This window comes from Draconibacterium orientale, from assembly GCF_900111425.1.
In the GTDB taxonomy this organism is placed as follows: Bacteria; Bacteroidota; Bacteroidia; order Bacteroidales; family Prolixibacteraceae; genus Draconibacterium; species Draconibacterium orientale.
Genome location: NZ_FOHT01000014.1, coordinates 74,871 through 94,413 on the forward strand (window position 1 = coordinate 74,871; position 19,543 = coordinate 94,413).

The window sequence follows — 19,543 nt, forward strand, 5'->3', positions numbered from 1 at the left end:
CATATTATGATAGCTATCCCTTTTAATTTTGGATATTCCGATGTGTAGTTTCTAATAATACGCTGCGGAATCAGCTTGTTGAGTAATTTCTAGGTGTTGTTGTACAGCGTGTTAGTGCTCTTGAGGGTAAGAATGTCCCATTTTAAAAATCAAATGTCTAAAATTAGAAAGCCCTGCATATAATGGAGTTTATTTTTGAGCAAGTGAAGGTGTGAAAAATACCTGCGTGAACAAATAAAACTATTATTCCTAATTGGACAACTTTGATGAAACTAAACTATTTCATTCAGCTATTGATGACAACTCTTGTGTTGGCCGGAGTTTTTATTTTTAACTCCTGTCAATCCATATCCGGTTCCGGTAATCCAAAATTTGCAAACGATAGTATGGTTGCAAATTTCGATTATTTCACCTACAAAGGCAACGATGATTTCTACAACAATAATCCACTGCCGGGAGACGATTATTATTACAATCCCATCCTTCCGGGCTGGTACTCCGATCCGAGTGTTTGTACCAACGGAAAGGATTATTTCCTGGTAACATCTACTTTTAGTTATTTTCCGGGCGTTCCTATTTTTCATAGTACCGACATGCTAAACTGGAAACAGATTGGTAATGTACTGAACCGTCCCGAACAATTACCACTGGATGGTCAAGGTATAAGTCGTGGAATTTTTGCTCCTGCAATTAGTTATAATCCGCATAACGAAACGTATTACATGATTACCACCAACATGCAAGGCGGTAATTTTTTGGTAAAGACACAAGATCCGTTTGGCGACTGGTCGGATCCGATTTGGTTACCCGATGTTCACGGTATCGATCCGTCGTTGTTTTTTGATGAGAACGGCAAAGCCTACATTGTAAATAACGATGAACCCGATGGAGGTTCAACTTACGAGGGGCATCGTGCCATTCGTGGTATTGAATACGATGTGGAAACCGATAAAACCGTTGGCGAAAGTATAATGTTGGTGAATGGCGGTGTTCGCCTGTCAGAAAAACCAATATGGATTGAAGGGCCGCACCTGTACAAATTTAATGGCAGTTATTACCTGATGTGTGCCGAAGGAGGAACCTCGGTTGATCATCGCGAAGTAATTTTTAAAAGCGATGCGCCATTTGGAAACTACGTACCATGGGATAAAAATCCGATACTTACCCAAAAGCATCTCAACCCGAACCGCGAGTTGCCGGTTACCTGTGCCGGACATGCCGATATTATTCAGAAAGACAACGGACAGTGGTGGTCGGTGTTTTTGGCCTGCCGCCCCATCGATAATAAGTTCGAAAACCTTGGGCGCGAAACCTTTATGATGCCTATTCGATGGAGCCGGGACGGATTCCCGTACATGACCAAAAATGATGAAGTAGTGCCGCGTATTATTCGCATGGAAGGTGTAAAAAGAGACTCGTCGGTTCCGTTCGGAAACTTCGAAAAGAACGATGATTTTAACACCACCGAACTGGGAATGGAGTGGCTAACCATTCGTGGAGATGCTGCCGGCTTATACAATTTGAACGAAAATCCCGGATTTCTAACATTAAAATGTGCAGAGGTAACTACCAACGAATTAAAGGTACCGGCTTTTGTGGGGCGGCGTTTACAGCATCACAAATTTGAAAGTACCACTAAAATGTATTTCACACCTGGTTCCGAAACTGAGTCGGCCGGAATGGTTTTAATGAAGAACGAAGAGCATCAGTATTTACTGGTAGTAGAGAAGGTTAACGGGCAGAAAGCAGTTCGTGTAAAAATGCTTTCGGATACAGCAATTGAAGTTATTGGTTCGGAAACCATTAACGCAGAAGACGAACCTGTACGATTGAAAATTACATCGAATGGAACAGAATTTAGTTTCTATTATGCCGTGGACGATAAGGACTGGAAACTACTGGCCGATAAAGTGGATGCCTCGTATTTATCGACTGCCCGGGCCGGAGGATTTACCGGAACAACCATTGGGATGTATGCTTCAGGAAAGAAAATCGAATTTATACAATAAATAATTCGCACTTAATTCAATGTCAAATTTATAAATGAAAAACTTAGATCTTATGAGGAAAAACACTAATGGACATTCTGTCCTTCATTATTTCTATTCAACCACTCATTCTTCGCCATAGGTAAACGTGGTGTAAAACAGAGTGAATAAAATCAATTTCTAATGAAAATTAGAACTCTTTTGTCAATTTAATAGAGAATATAATGAAACACAGAATTAATTTATCATCTCAAAAAGCTTTGTCAGCTTTGATGAAGAACTACTTGTTAAAAACACTGGTAGTTGTACTTGGGATTTTTATCAATTTATCGTTGTTTGCTCAGGATACCAAAACCATAACGGGTACGGTTGTTGATGAGCAAGACAATCCGGTAATTGGTGCTACAGTAATCGTAAAAGGTACGCAAATTGGTGTGCCTACCGATTTTGACGGAAAATTTGAGCTGCAAGTTCCAACCGATAAGGAGATCCTGCTGATCTCGTTTATTGGAATGGAGCCACAGGAAATCGACATTACTAACCAAACTAAACTGGAGGTTGTATTGGCGCCATCGAGCGTACAACTGGAAGAGACTATTGTTGTTGGTTACGGCCAGCAAAAAAAGGAGAGTGTTGTTGGGGCAATCACCCAAACAACGGGCGAAGTACTACAACGTACCGCCGGTGTTACCGATATTGGAATGGCATTAACCGGTAACCTGCCGGGTGTAATTACCATTAACAGTTCGGGGATGCCGGGCGAGGAAGATCCGCAAATTATTATTCGTTCGGCAAGTTCGTGGAACAACAGCGACCCACTGGTGTTGGTTGATGGTGTTGAACGCCCGATGAGCGGAGTAGATATGAACTCGGTTGAGTCGGTTTCGGTACTGAAAGATGCTTCGGCAACAGCGGTTTTTGGTGTGAAAGGTGCAAACGGTGTAATCCTGATTACCACTAAACGTGGTAAAGAAGGTTCGGCACGTATCGATGTTTCGGCCAACATGACCATGAAAGTACCGTCGAAATTGCCGAACAAACTCGATTCGTACGATGCTTTAATGGCTCGTAACTACGCTATTGAGCACGAACTGGGTGTTTCTCCTGATTCGTGGGGATATATGACGCCGCAGAATATTATTGAAAAATACCGTTACCCGGCTGATTTAGCTGAGGCTGAGCGTTATCCGAATGTTGACTGGCAGGATGTACTGTTTAAAGATTATGCCATGTCGTACAACGCCAACTTAAACGTATCGGGAGGTACTAAGTTTGTTAAATATTTTGCCTCGGCAGATTTTGCACACGAAGGCGACCTTTTTTATGTTTTTGATAACGGACGTAACTACGACTCGGGTTATGCTTACAACCGTATTAACGTGCGAAGCAACCTCGATTTCCAACTTACAAAATCTACCGTGTTCCGGTTGAACCTGGCCGGATCGAACGGACAAAAGAAAACTCCCTGGGGACAAACCAATTCGGGCGACTGGGCTGTTGCACAACAGTGGGCCGGTGCCTATAATATTGCTCCCGACGTGTTTTTGCCACAATATTCCGACGGATCGTGGGGATTCTATCCAAACATCTCGAACGTGTCGAACTCGGCTCAAAACCTGTCGCTTTCAGGAACCATGCTTTCAACAACAACACAAATCAACACCGACTTCATTCTGGAGCAGGAGTTGGATTTTATCACTAAAGGCTTGAAGTTCCGCGGTGCCGTTTCATGGGATAATACTTTCCTTGAACGTAACAGAGGTATTAACGACCTTTACAACGATGCACAGCAAAAATGGATCGATCCGGCAACCGGTATCGCTACCTATAAAAAGGAATATGAGAATAACAATAAATTTGATTTCCAGCAGGGCGTATTGTGGAATACCTCAGATGGCTCGGTGGATAACAATTTTACGCAGCGTAACCTGGAATACCAATTGCGTTTAAACTGGGATCGCCAGTTTGGTAACCATAACATTACCGCAATGGGTATGTTTAGCCGCAAAGAACGCGCTCGTGGTAGCATTATTCCTAATTTCCGCGAAGACTGGGCATTCCGTACTACATACGACTATAAATCGCGCTATTTCTTAGAGTATAATGGTGCATATAACGGCTCAGAAACATTTTCGAAAGATTATCGTTTTGCCTTCTTTAGCTCAGGCGCAATTGGCTGGATGATCTCTGAGGAATCATTTATGGAAAGCCTCGGCTTCCTCGACATGTTAAAACTGAGGGCTTCGTATGGTGAAATCGGTGACGACTATATCAGTGGTCGTTGGTTGTACCTTACCCAATGGGCCTACGGGGGTAACTCATCGCTCGACTTAAACCATGGAACCAGCCCTTACGACTGGTACCGCGAATCGGCAGTTGGTAACCCCGATGTACGTTGGGAAACGGTTAAAAAGTTCAATGCCGGTATCGACTATGCTTTCTTTGATGGTTTATTAGCCGGTAGTGTTGAGTATTTCCGCGATAACCGTGTTGATATTCTTGTTGGCGGCGGCGACCGCGCTGTACCTTCTTACTTTGGTCCAACGCCTCCAACAGCTAACCTCGGAGAGGTAGAAACCAACGGTTACGAAATACAGGTGCGTGTAAATAAAGTACTGAATAACGGTGTTCGCTTGTGGGGCGATATGAGTATGACGCATGCTGTAAATGAAATTATCGAAAGAGATGACCCTGCATTGTACGAAGATTACCGTAAGCAAGCCGGTTACAGCCTTGGGCAAACAAGAGCTTATGTTGATGCCGGTTATTTTAACACCTACGATGCATTATACGGTAGCCCAATGCACGATACCAACGATCCGTATAAAGTTCCGGGCGACTATTATGTCCTCGATTTTAATGCCGATGGTATTATCGATAGTAAAGACCAGATTCCTTATGGTTACTCAGGTTCGCCACAAAATACTTACAATGCCACAGTTGGTGTTGAATGGAAAGGCTTTAGCGCATTCGTTCAGTTTTACGGTGTAAACAATGTAACCCGTAACGTACCATTAACCAGTTTCGGAAGCAAGCTGAATACGGTTTACGATTTCGGAACGTGGTGGTCGCAAGAAACGCCAAATGCCGATGTAACTGTTCCGCGCTGGTTGTCGGAACCTAGCTATAACTCAGGAACTCAGTACTTGTTCGATGGTTCGTATGTTCGATTGAAAAATGCTGAATTAGCTTATACCGTTAATGGCGGTTGGATCAATTCGATTGGTTTCCGCACCCTGAAAATATTTGTTAACGGTAACAACTTGTGGGTATGGTCGAAAATGCCGGATGACCGCGAATCGAACTTCGCCGGATCAGGTGGACAGGGAGCTTACCCAACTATGAAACGATATAATTTAGGAATAAGATTTACACTATAATTATGAGTACAATGAAAAATATACATAAGACGCTTTTGAAGAGTGGTGTACTGTTCATCATGTTATTGGGGCTCTTTTCCTGCGAAGAATACCTGGACAAAGCACCCGAATCGATCGTATCGGAGGAGGTAGCGTTTAGTAATTTCACCAATTTCCAGGGTTATATTGAAGAGATCTACAATTGTATCCCTGATAAAGAAAAGAAATACTGGACCACTTCGTGGAACTGGGGAGATGATGAGCTGTTTAACCTTGAAGGTAGCTGGCACATGACCAACCAGGTTGATATTGGTAACTTCTGGGCATGGCAAAACAACGCCGGTACCTGGCTTGACGACGATAATGCAAATCCCACTTCAACCAATAAATTCGATCATGGTTTATGGGCTCATGCATGGTATTGTATCCGTAAAGCCAATATGGGGCTCGAAAATCTCGACTTATTAACTGTGGCAACACAAGAGGAAAGAGATTTTATTGAAGGTCAGCTTTACTTTTTCAGAGCCTGGTGGCACTTCGAAATGATGCAATATTTTGGTGGCCTGCCATACATTGATCAGGTATTGCCTTCAGGCGAAAAACTTACTTTACCTCGACTGAGCTACCAGGAATGTGCCGACAAAGCCGGAGCCGATTTAAGAAAAGCCGCTAACTTGCTGCCAATCGACTGGGACGAAACAACTGTGGGTAAAAACACACTGGGTAAAAACCAGTTACGCGCCAATAAAATTATGGCATTGGGTTACCTGGGTAAAAACTACCTGTGGGCTGCAAGTCCGTTAATGAAAAACGGTGCAGAAACCGGTGGTGCCAATACTTATAACTACGACGAGGATTATGCACGCAAAGCTGCCGAAGCTTTTGGCGAGTTGTTAAGTCTGGTTGAAAGCGGACAAACACAATACTCGCTGGTCGATTTCGATTACGATGATATTTATAATCATAAGAAAGCGAGCGGTGTTGAGAGCAAGTACAGCGATATGTTCTATACTACCGGACAAAACTGGTTAATGCCGGGTTCAACCGAAGCTATTTTCCGTGGTCCTTCAACCGATTACAACGGTAGTAACTGGAACACCACAAAAACTTTCGGCCCAAAAGTAAAAGGTTTGGTAGAGCACGATAACATCATTCACCATCCTACGGCCAATTACGTGAAAAATTACGGTATGGCCAACGGTTTGCCTTTGGATGATCCGGAATCGGGTTTCGATCCTGAATATCCGTTTAAAGACCGTGACCCACGTTTCTATCATGACATTGTTTTCGATGGATTTAAATACGTGAATGCCACAATGCCTGCCGATATGGAGTACCTGCGTTACACCGGTTTGGCAACAAACGGAACAATGCGCAACCCTGCCGATGGTAGCCGAACCGGTTATCTGATTCAGAAACTGGTACCACATACCGCAAATAAATACGATGGAGCTTATAACTGGAGTTATAACCTGCATACTTACCTGCCATACATGCGTTTAGGAGATATTTACACCATGTATGCCGAAGCATGTGCCGCTTTTGGTGGCGCATCAGGAAAAGCCTCAAATTTCTCGAAAACGGCAGAAGAAGCCATCAACACACTTCGCGATCGTTGCGGAGCCGGACATGTTGCTGCTTCATATACTGCAAGCCGCGAAAAATTCATCGACGAGGTGAGAAGAGAACGTGCCGTAGAGCTTTCTTTCGAAGGTTTCCGCTTTAACGACTTACAACGTTGGTTGTTGCTTACCGAGTATCCTTACAATGTAAAAACTTCTCAAGAGTTTGACCGGGTAGAAAACCTTGAATTCTTCGAGAACAACGATCCAAGAGATGCAAGGGTGGCCAACTTTAGAGAAGAAGTTATTTTAACACGTCAGTTTGGTGTTAAACACTACTGGTTCCCGCTTAAAATCGAGGATGTATCAATGTATCCGGAGTTTGGGCAGAACCCGGGTTGGTAGCCAGATTGAGTTAAAGTTTTATGTAATTATAATCGAATAAGCAATGAAACGACCATGACAAAATCCGGCCACGTTGACATACGATTAAAATCATGGGAGTTACATCTTATACAGTTAAGAATTAACAATATTAATAAGATGAAACATATACAAAAGAGATTCATTTTATTTGCCCTGTTTGCAGTTGTTCCGTTTTTGATGAACGCGCAAACTCCGGCAGGAAATGAAACGGATACGATCATTATAACCGACGATCCATTAGTGCAGGTTCCTTATCGTAAGGTAGCTCAAAGCGACATTCTGGGTGGTGTTTCGGTGGTCGATCTCGAAGAATTAACCAAAAAGAACTATAATACCTATAGTTTAGACAATATGCAGGGCTACATTGGTGGTTTCACCGGTAATGCACTGTGGGGCATGGGCGACTACCTGGTGCTGGTTGACGGAGTGCCGCGTGCGGCCAACAATGTGCTGCCTACTGAAATTGAGCAGATTACATTCCTGAAATCGGCGGCAGCAGTGGTACTTTATGGTAGCCGTGCAGCAAAAGGTGCCATTTTAATTACTACCAAACGTGGTAAAAACACACCGCTTGAAATTAATGTGCGCGCCAACACGGGTTTTCATGTATCAAAAAGCAATCCTTCTTATTTAGGATCGGCACAGTACATGAGCTTGTATAACGAAGCACGTGTAAATGATGGACAGACGGCTTTGTACAGCGATGAAGATATTTACCACCACGCATCGGGAAGCAATCCATACCGTTACCCGAATGTGGATTTCTATTCATCAGATTATTTAAAGTCGTACTACAACCGTACCGACGTTTCTACCGAAATTTTAGGTGGTAACGAACGAGCTAAGTTTTACACCAATATTGGCTACTACCGTCAGGGCGATGTTTTCGACTTTGGCGAAGCTGCTGATAATTTTACCGACCGCCTGAATATCCGCGGTAACATCGATTTGAATCTGAATGATTTTATCAGTGCCTACATCAATACCAATGCAACCTTCTACAATGCAAGAAGTGCAAATTCGAGCGAAGAAGACGGCAATTACTGGACTGCTGCTTCTACACTACGTCCTAACCGTATTGCTCCGTTAATTCCTCTCGACTTTATTGATCCAAACGATCAGCAATCGTTGAATTTGGTAAACGGAAGTGCAAACATTATCGGTGGCCGTTATTTCCTGGGTGGTTCTCAGTTAGACCGTACCAATGTATTTGCAGATTATTATGCAGGTGGTTACAGCAAATGGACAAGCCGACAGTTTCAGTTTGATACCGGTTTGGATTTCGATCTGAAAGGTATTACTGAAGGTTTAAAATTTCACACACAGTTCGCTGTTGATTATGCTACTTCGTACAGCACATCGTATAATAATACGTATGCGGTATATATACCAAGCTGGTACGATTACAACGGTGCCGATGTAATTGCCTCACTGGCGAAGGAAGGTAACGATGAAAATCCGGGTGTGCAAAATGTAGGGGGAAGTACCAATAATCAAACAATTGCGTTCTCGGGATACTTTACCTACGACAAAACGATAAATGCCGACCATAACCTGAATGCGATGTTAATTGCCTCGGGTTATCAAATTACAAACTCTGGTCAGTATCACCGCACCAGTAGTGCAAATGCCGGTTTGCAACTGGCTTACAACTACAAGAATAAGTACTATGCCGATTTTAGTGCATCGGTAATTCATTCGGCAAAACTGCCCAAAGGAAACCGTCAGGCACTGTCGCCAACAGTGAGTTTAGGATGGAAAATCAGTGAAGAGGATTTTATGGCCAACTCATCGGTAGTTGATGAATTAAGCCTGAACCTATCGGGAAGTATCCTGAATTCAGACCTCGACATTGAAGACTTTTACATGTACGAAGCCACTTACGATCAGGCTGATGGTGCATGGTGGGGATGGTACGATGGTGCATCGGAACGTTCAACCAACTCGAAACGAGGCGGAAATGAGGAACTCGACTTTGTAAAACGCAAAGAAATTTCGGCTACTTTAAATGCCTCGCTTTGGGAAAAACTTTTAACAGTTAATGCCTCGTTCTTTATCAATTCTACCGAAGGATTGCCTATCGAACCGTCAACCATTTACCCGAATTATTTCTTTACCTGGTGGCCTGAGGCTTCATTTATTCCAACTGTTAACTTCAACAACGATAAACGCGTAGGATTCGACTTTAGCGCGAACGTAAACAAGCAGGTTGGCGAAGTAGATCTTAGCTTGGGTGTTTCTGGTATTTATTATACCACCGAAGCTACTCAACGTGATGAAAATTACGAGTACGATTACCTGTACCGCGAAGGAACTGCCATCGACGGACTTTGGGGTCTGGAAAGCGCAGGCTTATTCCAGAGTGCCGAAGAAGTAGCCAGTTCTCCTGAGCAAAAATTTGGTGGTGAGGTTAAACCCGGCGACATTAAATATGTGGATCAAAACAATGACGGTCAAATCGATGAAAAAGATGAAGTATACCTTGGCCGCGCCGGATGGAGTGGAGCTCCGCTTACTTTGGGTGTAAACTTTACAGCTAAATACAAAGGCTTTACCTTCTTTGCTTTAGGTACCGGAAATTATGGCGCTTATGCCTTTAAAAACGACGCGTACCACTGGGTTTACGGCGAAAGAAAATACTCGGAAGTAGTGCTCGATCGTTGGACAGAAGGAACAAAAGCTACAGCTACTTATCCGCGATTAACAACAACGAACGGAAGTAATAATTTCCGTAACTCTGATTTCTGGATGTACAAAACCGATCGTTTTAACCTGGCGAAAGTACAAATCACTTATGATTTGCCACAAAGCCTGATTCAAAACAGTGTGTTCGAAAGCATCTCGACATACGTAAGTGGAGCCGACCTGTTAACCATTTCAAAGGAAAAAGATATCCTGGAACTGGAATTCGACAGTGCTCCGCAAACGCGATTCTTTAACATTGGTTTAAAGGCCACATTCTAATAAGTAACACTAAAGAATTTTAACGATGAAGAATATAATAAAATTAGTGGTTCTTGTATTTCTGTTCACCGCCTGCGAAGACATGTTCGAGCCGGCTTTGGAGAACAACAGGGGACTTGAAGCGATGTACAACGAACCTACATATGCACAAGGTATTTTGGCCAACGCATACATATTATTGCCTTATTCGTCGGCTCCGCAAAGCGATGTGGCAACAGATGATGCAGTAAGCAACGATAACGAAAACGATTACCTGGCAATGGCCACCGGATCGTGGACTGCCAATACTAATCCAATGTCGCAATGGCAAGGCCGAAGAAATGCTATTCAGTATATCAACCTGTTTTTAGCCAATACCGATGAGGTGGTTTGGAGTAAAGACGAAGTGATAAACACCATGTATAACGACCGTTTGAAAGGCGAAGCTTACGCGCTGAGAGCCGTTCAAATGTTGGCACTTTTAAAGGCTCACGGCGGTTGGACCGCAGGTGGTGAACTGCTAGGTGTACCTATTGTTACCGAGCCTGAAACTGCTGAGTCGGACTTTAACGCACCACGTAATACATTCCAGCAATGCATCGATCAGATTATTGCCGATGCAAATACGGCAATGGATCTGTTACCATTGGATTTCGGCGATATTTCTGATGGCGAAATTCCATCAAAATACCAGTCGCTGGGCGTTACCAACGCCGGCGATTACAACCGCGTAAACGGTAATCACATGCGTGGCCGTATTACCGGGCGTATTGTTGAAGCCGTTCGTGCACAGGCTGCTTTGTTAGCTGCCAGCCCGGCATACAACGCCGGAACAACAGTATCGTGGGAAGATGCTGCAAACTTTGCGGCTGATGTGTTGGACCGTATTGGCGGACCAAACGGTTTGGCTGCCAACGGACATACCTGGTATGCCAATATCAGCGAAATTGAAGCTTTGGCATCAGGTGTAACACCTCCCGAAATTATCTGGAGAGGCGATATCGGCCAGAACAACGACCTGGAAACCGACAATTTCCCTCCGTCGTTATACGGCAACGGACGTGTAAATCCTACACAGAATTTAGTTAATGCATTCCCAACTGTTGATGGTTACCCAATTACCGATGCGGCAAGTAGCTACGATGCTGAAAACCCTTACGCCAACCGCGACCCACGATTAAACGATTACATTGTGGTAAACGAAAGTACGCAAGGACCAAACAGCGATGTAATTATTACCGGTACATACGCCGACGACAAAGACGGAATCAACCAGGAAAACGGAAAATCGACACGTACCGGTTATTACCTGCGTAAACTGTTGCGTTACGATTGTAACCCAAATCCTGAGTTCGATACCGACCAAAAGCACTATGCTGCACGAATTCGCTACACCGAAATATTCCTGGCCTATGCCGAGGCGGCTAACGAAGCCTGGGGCCCAACGGGAAATGGCGGAAACGCTTACTCTGCATACGATGTTATTAAAGCCATCCGCGAAAGAGCTGGTATTGGCCTCGAAAACGGCGATGCTTACCTCGAATCGGTTAAAGGCGACCAGGATGCAATGCGCGAGTTAATCCGTAACGAACGTCGTATTGAGCTTTGTTTCGAAAATCACCGCTTCTGGGATTTACGTCGCTGGGAGGTAGCAAACCTGAACGAAACGGCTCGCGGAATACAAATAGAAGATGCGAATGGTACCTATACATTAATTGATGTGGAATCGAGAAATTATGCCGATTACATGTATTACGGACCAATACCTTACGGTGAAATACAGAAATGGAGTAACCTGGAACAAAATGCAGGTTGGTAATTTTCTGAATATTAATTCAAAATATTGAAAGAGATGAAACAGATTAAATTTTTAATGATAGTGGCAGCCGGAATTTTTGCAATGCTATTCACGTCGTGCGAGAACCAGGATGTAGAGTTTCCGGATTTTGACTACAGCACCGTATATTTTGCCTATCAATACCCGGTAAGGACTATTGTGCTGGGCGAAGATATTATCGATAATACGCTCGATAACGAACATAAATGCGAAATTTATGCTACAATGGGGGGTGTTTACGCCAACGATCTAAGCATTGGTATCGATGTAACTGTTGACAATAATTTGTGCAGCAATCTGTATTTCGATACTGAGTTTACAACGCCGGTTCAGGCTATGCCAACCAACTACTATTCGTTGGCTGCCGATAAAATTTATTTGGATAAAACCTTACAAGATGGCGTTGAAGTTCAACTTTCGGATGCATTTTTTGCCGATCCGGATGCAATCAAAAATACCTATGTTATTCCTTTGCGAATGACAAATGTGGTAAATGCCGATTCTATTCTTTCAGGCGTTCCAAAATTTGACGGAGCACTTAGAGGAAACGATACCGACTGGGAAGTTTTACCAAAAGACTTTGTATTGTACTGCGTAAAATTCATCAATCCATGGCACGGTAACTACCTGCGCCGTGGTGAAGATGTAATTACCGAAGACGGAGCAACCACTACCGTTACCCGCGAGGCCGAATATGTTGAAGACGACGAAGTGGTGGCATTAAATACTGCCTCGTTAAGTTCGGTTGAATTCCCGGTTTCGCTTGTTGACGAAAACGGTGAAAACGTAACCTGTACCTTGTTACTTACCTTCGACGACCAGAATGCCTGCACTATTTCTTCTGCAACTGAAGGATTTACAGCATCGGGTAGTGGTTCGTTCGTAATCGATGGCGAGAAAAACAGCTGGGGAAACAAAGATCGTAACGCGCTTTACCTGGATTATACCATTGATATGGGGAGCAAAAGTTACGCTACAAATGATGTACTGGTTGTTCGCGACCGTGGTGTAACAATGGAAACATTTGCACCAGCATATAATGTAAACTAATCGCTTAAATCAAATTGAAGATGAAATACATAAATAAACTTTTGCTGGGTGCCGTTTCAGTTCTTTTTATGGCATCCTGCGTTGAAGATAGTTTACTCGACTATAGAGTCGATAAACCCGAAAGTGTTGTTCAACAGGAATATTTGAACGATTACGATGTGTTGAAATCATACGTTGACAGAAGCGCCAGCCCCGATTTTAAATTGGGGGCAGGAGTTTCGCTGAACGCTTTCAACGAAAGAGGGGTGGTTTATAGCCATATCATGTCGAACTTCGATGAGGTAACAGCAGGATATGCAATGAAACACGGTGCCATTGTGCAGAATAATGGAAGCATGAACTTTGCAGGAGTGAAGAATTTTATTGCCACCGCACAGGAAGCAGGTGTTACTATATACGGGCATACGCTTGCGTGGCATGCCAACCAAAATGCGGAATACCTGAACAGCACAATTGCACCAACGATAATTCCCGGAACTGCCGGTCCAACCTGGGATCCGGTAACCGAAATCGATTTCGAAACTGACGATGCTTCGAAGTACCTGGGTAATGCTGGTGCAGCTATGGAGTTTACTGCCGATGGTGGAGGTAAAGACGGTGAAGGACGAGCATTGAAAATTACCAACTCAGGAGGTCATGCTAATGACTGGGATTCACAGTTTTTCGTACTTATCGATCCGGCCGCACAGGAAGGCGAACAGTATGAACTTACCATGGATGTTAAGGCTGATGTGGATTTTAGTATCCCTACTCAGGCGCATAGTGTACCTTACGCTTACAGCTTTTATGATTTCTTTGGTGCTATTCCTGCATCTTCTGAGTGGATCACTTACACAAAACAAGTAACCGTTAGTGCCGATATGGCTAAAAATGGTGGTGCCGGTGCAATCGCTTTTAACCTGGGAGTAAATGCCAACGTTTTCTATTTCGATAATATTTCAGTAAAAAAATACAACGAGAGTGGTGGCGGAGGCCCGGTTCTCGAGGCAAGTGTTATTACCAATACTGATTTTGAAAACGGCGACGGCGGCTGGGGCGGCTGGGGCGGTGCCTCAACAAGAAGTCTGTCGGCCGATGGTGAAGGTTATGGCGGCAGTGGTTTTGCTTATACGTTTACCAATCCATCAGCCGGTAATTTCTGGGAGGCACAAGTGGCCTACGATTTGGCACCACTTGTTGAAGGATCAAATTATGTTCTTAATTTTCAGGTGAAAGCTACTGCTCCCGGAGCAATTCGCGCAGAAATTCAGTCATCGTCTGATTATTCAAGCGATGGTTTTGGTTCTTTCGATGTATCAAATGAATGGACAGAATATACCCTGGAAACAGTAGCGGGCAGAGATGATCGTAACCGCTTTATTATCAGTTTTGGAGATTATGTTGGAACGGTATATATTGATGATGTTACGCTACGTCGTTTAAATCCTGATGGTGGTGGCGAACAAATCATTGAAATGACACCCGAAGAAAAGAAAGACACCATTACTGCTGAACTCGATCGCTGGATTGCCGGAATGATGGAAGTATCGAAAGATTATGTACATGCCTGGGATGTAGTGAATGAACCAATGGATGATGGTAACCCATATGAATTAAAGACCGGTATTGGCAACAATAATTTGGCGGCCGATCATTTCTACTGGCAAGACTACCTGGGTAAAGACTATGCCGTTATGGCTTTCAACCTGGCAGCGCAATACGGTAGCCCTGAAGATAAATTATTCATCAACGATTATAACCTGGAATACAACATTGATAAATGTAAAGGGCTTATAAAATATGTTGAGTACATCGAAGAGCAGGGGGCTCGTGTTGATGGAATCGGAACACAGATGCACATTAACACCAACTCGGATAAGGATAAAATTGTGGAAATGTTTAACCTGTTGGCGGCTACCGGAAAACTGATAAAAATATCAGAACTTGATATGGGTATTGCCGACGGAGTAATAACAGCAAATGCAACCGAGGCTGACCTGCAGGCGCAGGCCGATTTGTATCAGTTTGTTGTTGAAAAGTACCTGGAATTGATCCCGGCCTCTCAACAATACGGTATTACTGTCTGGAGCCCGCTTGATAGTCCGAAAGAGTCTTCATGGAGGGCCGACCAGCCAATTGGTCTGTGGAATCTGAATTACTACAGAAAACCGGCTTATGCCGGATTCGCTGATGGCTTATCTGGTAACTAGTATCATATAGGTTTAGTTTAGGTAAAGGGACTGTCTTTTTTAGGCAGTCTCTTTTTCTCGTTTTTATAAACTCCGGATTTGATGCCAGTTAAGCAATCTCAATAAAAAACAGTTCAATAAAAAAACTATAGCTTTCTAAGCTAAATTCAACTAAAACGAATCCAATAAAACCTGAAAAGAAATGAAAACCATAAACCATCTAATGCTTGTTTTGTGTTGCTGTATTGCATTTCTATCGTGCAGTCGGCAACAATCAATCCCCAAAGTGTACAGTGTAGAAAACAGAGGAAAAGATTTTGAAAAACCGGTGTTGCCCGATCTGGACGAATTGCCGGTTGTAGAAGGCTTAACCGACCCTTTTGCCTGGTCGGACGGTAGCGGGCGTTCTACAAAATTCAGCGACTGGAGTAAACGTCGCAACGAAATAGCTGCCGAAATTCAACACTACGAAACAGGGCCCAAACCCGGTCGCCCCGATTCGATCTCAGCCAATTTTAAAAACGATACACTTACGGTTAATATCACCGTAAACGGAAAAACATTAACATTAAAATCAGGTATTATTTTACCTGATGGAGAAGGCCCGTTCCCGGCAGTAATTGGTATTGGAAGAGGCTCGGGAAGTTTGCCTGCCGATTTATTCTCGGAACGAAATATTGCTCAAATTACCTACGATTTCAGCCAGGTGGTGGCCTGGCAACAGAAACGCGGTAGCGAGCCCATAAATAAATTATACCCCGATTTGGCTTACATAGGATCGTATGCCGCATGGCCCTGGGGCGTTAGCCGCCTGATTGACGGACTGGAACTGGTGGCCGATGAACTGCCCATCGATTTGGAACACCTGGCGATAACCGGCTGCTCTTTTGCCGGGAAAATGGCGCTTTTTTCGGGCGCTTTCGACGAACGCATTGCCCTTACCATTGCACAGGAATCGGGTGGAGGAGGAGCCGCCGCCTGGCGCGTTTCCGAAACCCTGGGCGAAGTGGAAACCCTTGGTCGAACCAATTATGTTTGGTTTATGGAAAGTATGTCGCAATTTGCCAACCACGTGCAGAAACTGCCTTTCGATCATCATGAATTAATGGCCATGATAGCTCCGCGTGCCTTACTTGTACTCGGAAATCCGGATTACGAGTGGCTGGCCGATGAGTCGGGATACGTTTCGTGCCAGGCCGCAAAACGCGTTTGGGAAACGTTTGGTATTGCCGACCGGTTTGGATTTTCAATTGTTGCCGGTCATCCGCATTGCCAGTTGCCCGACGTACAACGACCCGAAGTTGAAGCCTTTCTCGATAAATTTTTGCTGGATAACGATACCGTAAATACCCATGTGGCCATTCATCCTTTCCCCGAGGTGGATTATAACAAATGGATCGACTGGCAGTAATCAGTTATTCAAAAAGACCTGTAGTAGTAGCATTTTCTTCTCTAAAATGATGAAATATGTGTAAAAGTAGAAATCAAATATTCAAAAACTAAAATCGCAAAAAGCACATCGGCTTATTTTTGAAGAAAAAGTTATAGGATTTCACTACCTGAAAAAGTGAAGGAATAAAATTTTGACTATTCGTGCTATTGATTTATCAAAACAAGTAAATGACAAATCAGTCCGAATACTGAATTAAACCAATAAAAATGAATAAAAAATTAGTTGAGCGATTTAGCGATGCAGGCGTTTGTTTAGGCCTTGTTCTGTTTGCATTTTTCGCACCATTTTTAACAACAGCTCAGGACAGGATGGATTATGTCGCGTTTGCACAGGAAGAGGGATCTTTTGCGCTAATCGAAAATAATCAACCAACTCCGGTAGTACTTGGTCCGAATGACTTTGCGGGAGTAAAAACTGTAGCCGAATGGTTGGTAAACGATATAAACAGGGTAAGCGGTCATACTCCGGAAATTATAGCTGCAAATACATCATTGCCTGAAGAAATAATCTTGGTAGGAACATTGGGTAAAAACGAATTAATCGACCAATTGATTCGCTCCGAAAAAATTAACGTTGCCGATATTGAAAGCGAGTGGGAACGTAGTTTAACCCAGGTGGTTGAAAATCCGTTTCCGGGCGTAAAAAAGGCCCTGGTTTTAGCCGGAAGCGATAAACGCGGAACCATTTATGCCATGCTCAACCTTTCGCGCGAAATGGGCGTTTCGCCCTGGTACTGGTGGGCCGATGTTCCGGTTGAAAAAAAGGAGGTGGTGCACGTAAAAGCCGGACGTTGGGTAAGCGAATCGCCAAAAGTAAAATACCGCGGAATTTTCTTAAACGATGAAGAACCGGCGCTTGGAAATTGGGCACGTGAAAAATTTGGCGGAATAAATCACCAGTTTTATGCGCATGTTTTCGAGCTTGTTCTTCGGCTGCGGGGAAACTTTATGTGGCCGGCCATGTGGGGAAAAGCTTTTTACGATGACGATCCTGAGAATGGCATTTTGGCCGATAAGCTGGGTATTGTTATGGGAACTTCGCATCACGAACCTTTGGGCCGGGCACAGGCCGAATGGCACAAATACGGTTCAGGCGCTTGGGATTACACAAAAAATAAAGATGTTCTATCCGATTTCTGGAAAAAAGGAATGGAGCGAAATAAAAACTATGAAACGCTTGTAACGGTTGGTATGCGAGGCGATGGCGATGAAGCCATGGAAGAAGGAACCAACATTGCCCTGCTGGAAAATATTGTAAAAGATCAACGAAAAATCATCAGCGATGTTACCGGTAAAAAACCGGAAGAAACACCACAGGTGTGGGCTTTGTACAAAGAGGTACAGGATTATTACGACAAAGGTATGCGTGTGCCCGATGACGTTACGCTTTTGTTGTGCGACGATAACTGGGGCGATGTGCGCAAACTGCCTGATGTAAATGCACCAAAACACGAAGGTGGTTTCGGCATGTATTATCATTTCGATTATGTAGGTGGACCCCGAAATTATAAGTGGATTAATGTTACGCAAATTCAGCGGGTTTGGGAGCAAATGAACCTGACCTACAGTCACGGAGTAGATCGCCTTTGGGTGGTGAACGTGGGCGACCTGAAACCGATGGAGTATCCCATTAGCTTTTTCCTTGATATGGCCTGGGATCCGGAACAATTTAATCCGAATAATTTAATGGATTATATTGAAAACTGGTGTGCCGAACAATTTGGCGAAAAATATGCCGCCGAAGCAGCGCGTATCCTGAATCAATACACGAAATTTAACCATCGGGTTACGCCCGAATTGCTGAATGCCAAAACCTACAGTCTGGAAAATTATAATGAATTTGAGCGGGTTCGGAACGAATATCGCGACCTGGCATTTGATGCACTCCGCCTTTACAACCTCCTTCCAAATGCTTACAAAGATGCATTCGATCAACTGGTATTGTTTCCAACGAATGCCACCGCCAATTTATACGAAATGTATTATGCAGTGGCCAAAAACCAGCAATTGATAGCGAACAAGGATACTGAAGCCAATTATTGGGCCGATGTTGTGGAAACCTGTTTTAAGCGCGATTCGGCGTTAACGGTTCATTACAATCAGCAAATTGCCGGAGGTAAATGGAACCACATGATGGACCAGGTGCGCATTGGTTACACCTATTGGCAGGAACCCCGACAAGCAACGATGCCAGCTGTTGAACGACTGAATACTCCTGAAGTGTTGAATGAAGAACTGGCATTTAAAGAAGCCGATGGTTATGTTTCTATTGAAGCCGAAAACTATCAGAAAGCAAAAGGTACTGAAACAATAAATTGGCAAGTAATTCCCGATCTCGGGAAAACAGTTTCGGCAGTAAGCACCTTCCCGCAAAATGCTTATCCCGGCGAAAACGACGAGGTATATCTGGAATATGCTGTTGATTTTACATCAACCGGCGATTTTGAAGTTCAGGTACTGGTATCGCCAACGCTGAATTTCAACGCTAACAAAGGATTACGTTACGCGGTTTCGTTCGATGGCGGACCGGAGCAGGTGGTAAATATTAACGGAAATTACCGGGGCGAATTAGGCCCCTGGCAAGCCAACCGTATCATTAAAACTTCTACAAATCACAAAATAGATAAAGCCGGCCTGCACCGTTTGCGTATTCGCGTGCTGGAGCCTGGAATTGTTTTGCAAAAAATACTGATCGACACCGGAAGCCTGAAACCGAGCTACCTGGGAGCACCCGAAAGTGAACGAGTAAAATTTTAAT

General features: G+C 43.8%; 9 protein-coding genes. All 9 read left to right on the plus strand.

Going from position 1 to position 19,543, the window contains the following annotated elements; all coding sequences use genetic code 11:
- The first annotated feature begins 266 nt into the window (after positions 1–266).
- Entirely contained in the window at positions 267–2,009 is a 1,743-nt protein-coding gene (locus tag BMW53_RS09440) for a glycoside hydrolase family 43 protein (protein ID WP_038555038.1), read from the plus strand.
- A 203-nt stretch (positions 2,010–2,212) separates the two neighbouring features.
- Positions 2,213–5,368, plus strand: a complete 3,156-nt coding sequence (locus BMW53_RS09445; RefSeq protein ID WP_217642921.1) for a SusC/RagA family TonB-linked outer membrane protein — start codon at positions 2,213–2,215, stop codon at positions 5,366–5,368.
- 11 nt (positions 5,369–5,379) lie between these two features.
- Positions 5,380–7,314 carry a RagB/SusD family nutrient uptake outer membrane protein gene (locus BMW53_RS09450; protein WP_038563635.1) on the plus strand — a complete coding sequence of 645 codons (1,935 nt, stop codon included), beginning with the start codon at positions 5,380–5,382 and terminating at the stop codon, positions 7,312–7,314.
- A gap of 138 nt (positions 7,315–7,452) precedes the next feature.
- The gene (locus BMW53_RS09455) at positions 7,453–10,299 is read left to right on the plus strand and encodes a SusC/RagA family TonB-linked outer membrane protein (RefSeq protein WP_038555036.1); all 2,847 of its coding nucleotides are present in this window, start codon (positions 7,453–7,455) and stop codon (positions 10,297–10,299) included.
- Positions 10,300–10,324: 25 nt separating this feature from the next.
- Positions 10,325–12,097: a RagB/SusD family nutrient uptake outer membrane protein gene (locus tag BMW53_RS09460; protein WP_038555033.1), complete on the plus strand. Its 1,773-nt coding sequence runs from the start codon at positions 10,325–10,327 to the stop codon at positions 12,095–12,097.
- Between the two features lie 33 nt (positions 12,098–12,130).
- Complete coding sequence (locus BMW53_RS09465; protein ID WP_038555031.1) at positions 12,131–13,165, plus strand: DUF5627 domain-containing protein; 1,035 nt, start codon at positions 12,131–12,133, stop codon at positions 13,163–13,165.
- A gap of 20 nt (positions 13,166–13,185) precedes the next feature.
- Positions 13,186–15,354, plus strand: a complete 2,169-nt coding sequence (locus tag BMW53_RS09470; RefSeq protein ID WP_038555027.1) for an endo-1,4-beta-xylanase — start codon at positions 13,186–13,188, stop codon at positions 15,352–15,354.
- 181 nt (positions 15,355–15,535) lie between these two features.
- Positions 15,536–16,744 carry an alpha/beta hydrolase family protein gene (locus tag BMW53_RS09475; RefSeq protein ID WP_038555024.1) on the plus strand — a complete coding sequence of 403 codons (1,209 nt, stop codon included), beginning with the start codon at positions 15,536–15,538 and terminating at the stop codon, positions 16,742–16,744.
- A 248-nt stretch (positions 16,745–16,992) separates the two neighbouring features.
- Positions 16,993–19,542, plus strand: coding sequence for a glycosyl hydrolase 115 family protein (locus BMW53_RS09480; protein WP_038555022.1), 2,550 nt, complete (start codon positions 16,993–16,995; stop codon positions 19,540–19,542).
- The last annotated feature ends 1 nt before the right edge of the window (position 19,543 follow it).

What these genes read in the sequence shown, in the direction of transcription:
- BMW53_RS09480 (WP_038555022.1), top strand. Translation starts at nt 16,993, where the DNA reads ATGAATAAAAAATTAGTTGAGCGATTTAGCGATGCAGGCGTTTGTTTA.
- BMW53_RS09465 (WP_038555031.1), top strand. Translation starts at nt 12,131, where the DNA reads ATGAAACAGATTAAATTTTTAATGATAGTGGCAGCCGGAATTTTTGCA.
- BMW53_RS09450 (WP_038563635.1), top strand. Translation starts at nt 5,380, where the DNA reads ATGAAAAATATACATAAGACGCTTTTGAAGAGTGGTGTACTGTTCATC.
- BMW53_RS09455 (WP_038555036.1), top strand. Translation starts at nt 7,453, where the DNA reads ATGAAACATATACAAAAGAGATTCATTTTATTTGCCCTGTTTGCAGTT.
- BMW53_RS09440 (WP_038555038.1), top strand. Translation starts at nt 267, where the DNA reads ATGAAACTAAACTATTTCATTCAGCTATTGATGACAACTCTTGTGTTG.
- BMW53_RS09470 (WP_038555027.1), top strand. Translation starts at nt 13,186, where the DNA reads ATGAAATACATAAATAAACTTTTGCTGGGTGCCGTTTCAGTTCTTTTT.
- BMW53_RS09460 (WP_038555033.1), top strand. Translation starts at nt 10,325, where the DNA reads ATGAAGAATATAATAAAATTAGTGGTTCTTGTATTTCTGTTCACCGCC.
- BMW53_RS09445 (WP_217642921.1), top strand. Translation starts at nt 2,213, where the DNA reads ATGAAACACAGAATTAATTTATCATCTCAAAAAGCTTTGTCAGCTTTG.
- BMW53_RS09475 (WP_038555024.1), top strand. Translation starts at nt 15,536, where the DNA reads ATGAAAACCATAAACCATCTAATGCTTGTTTTGTGTTGCTGTATTGCA.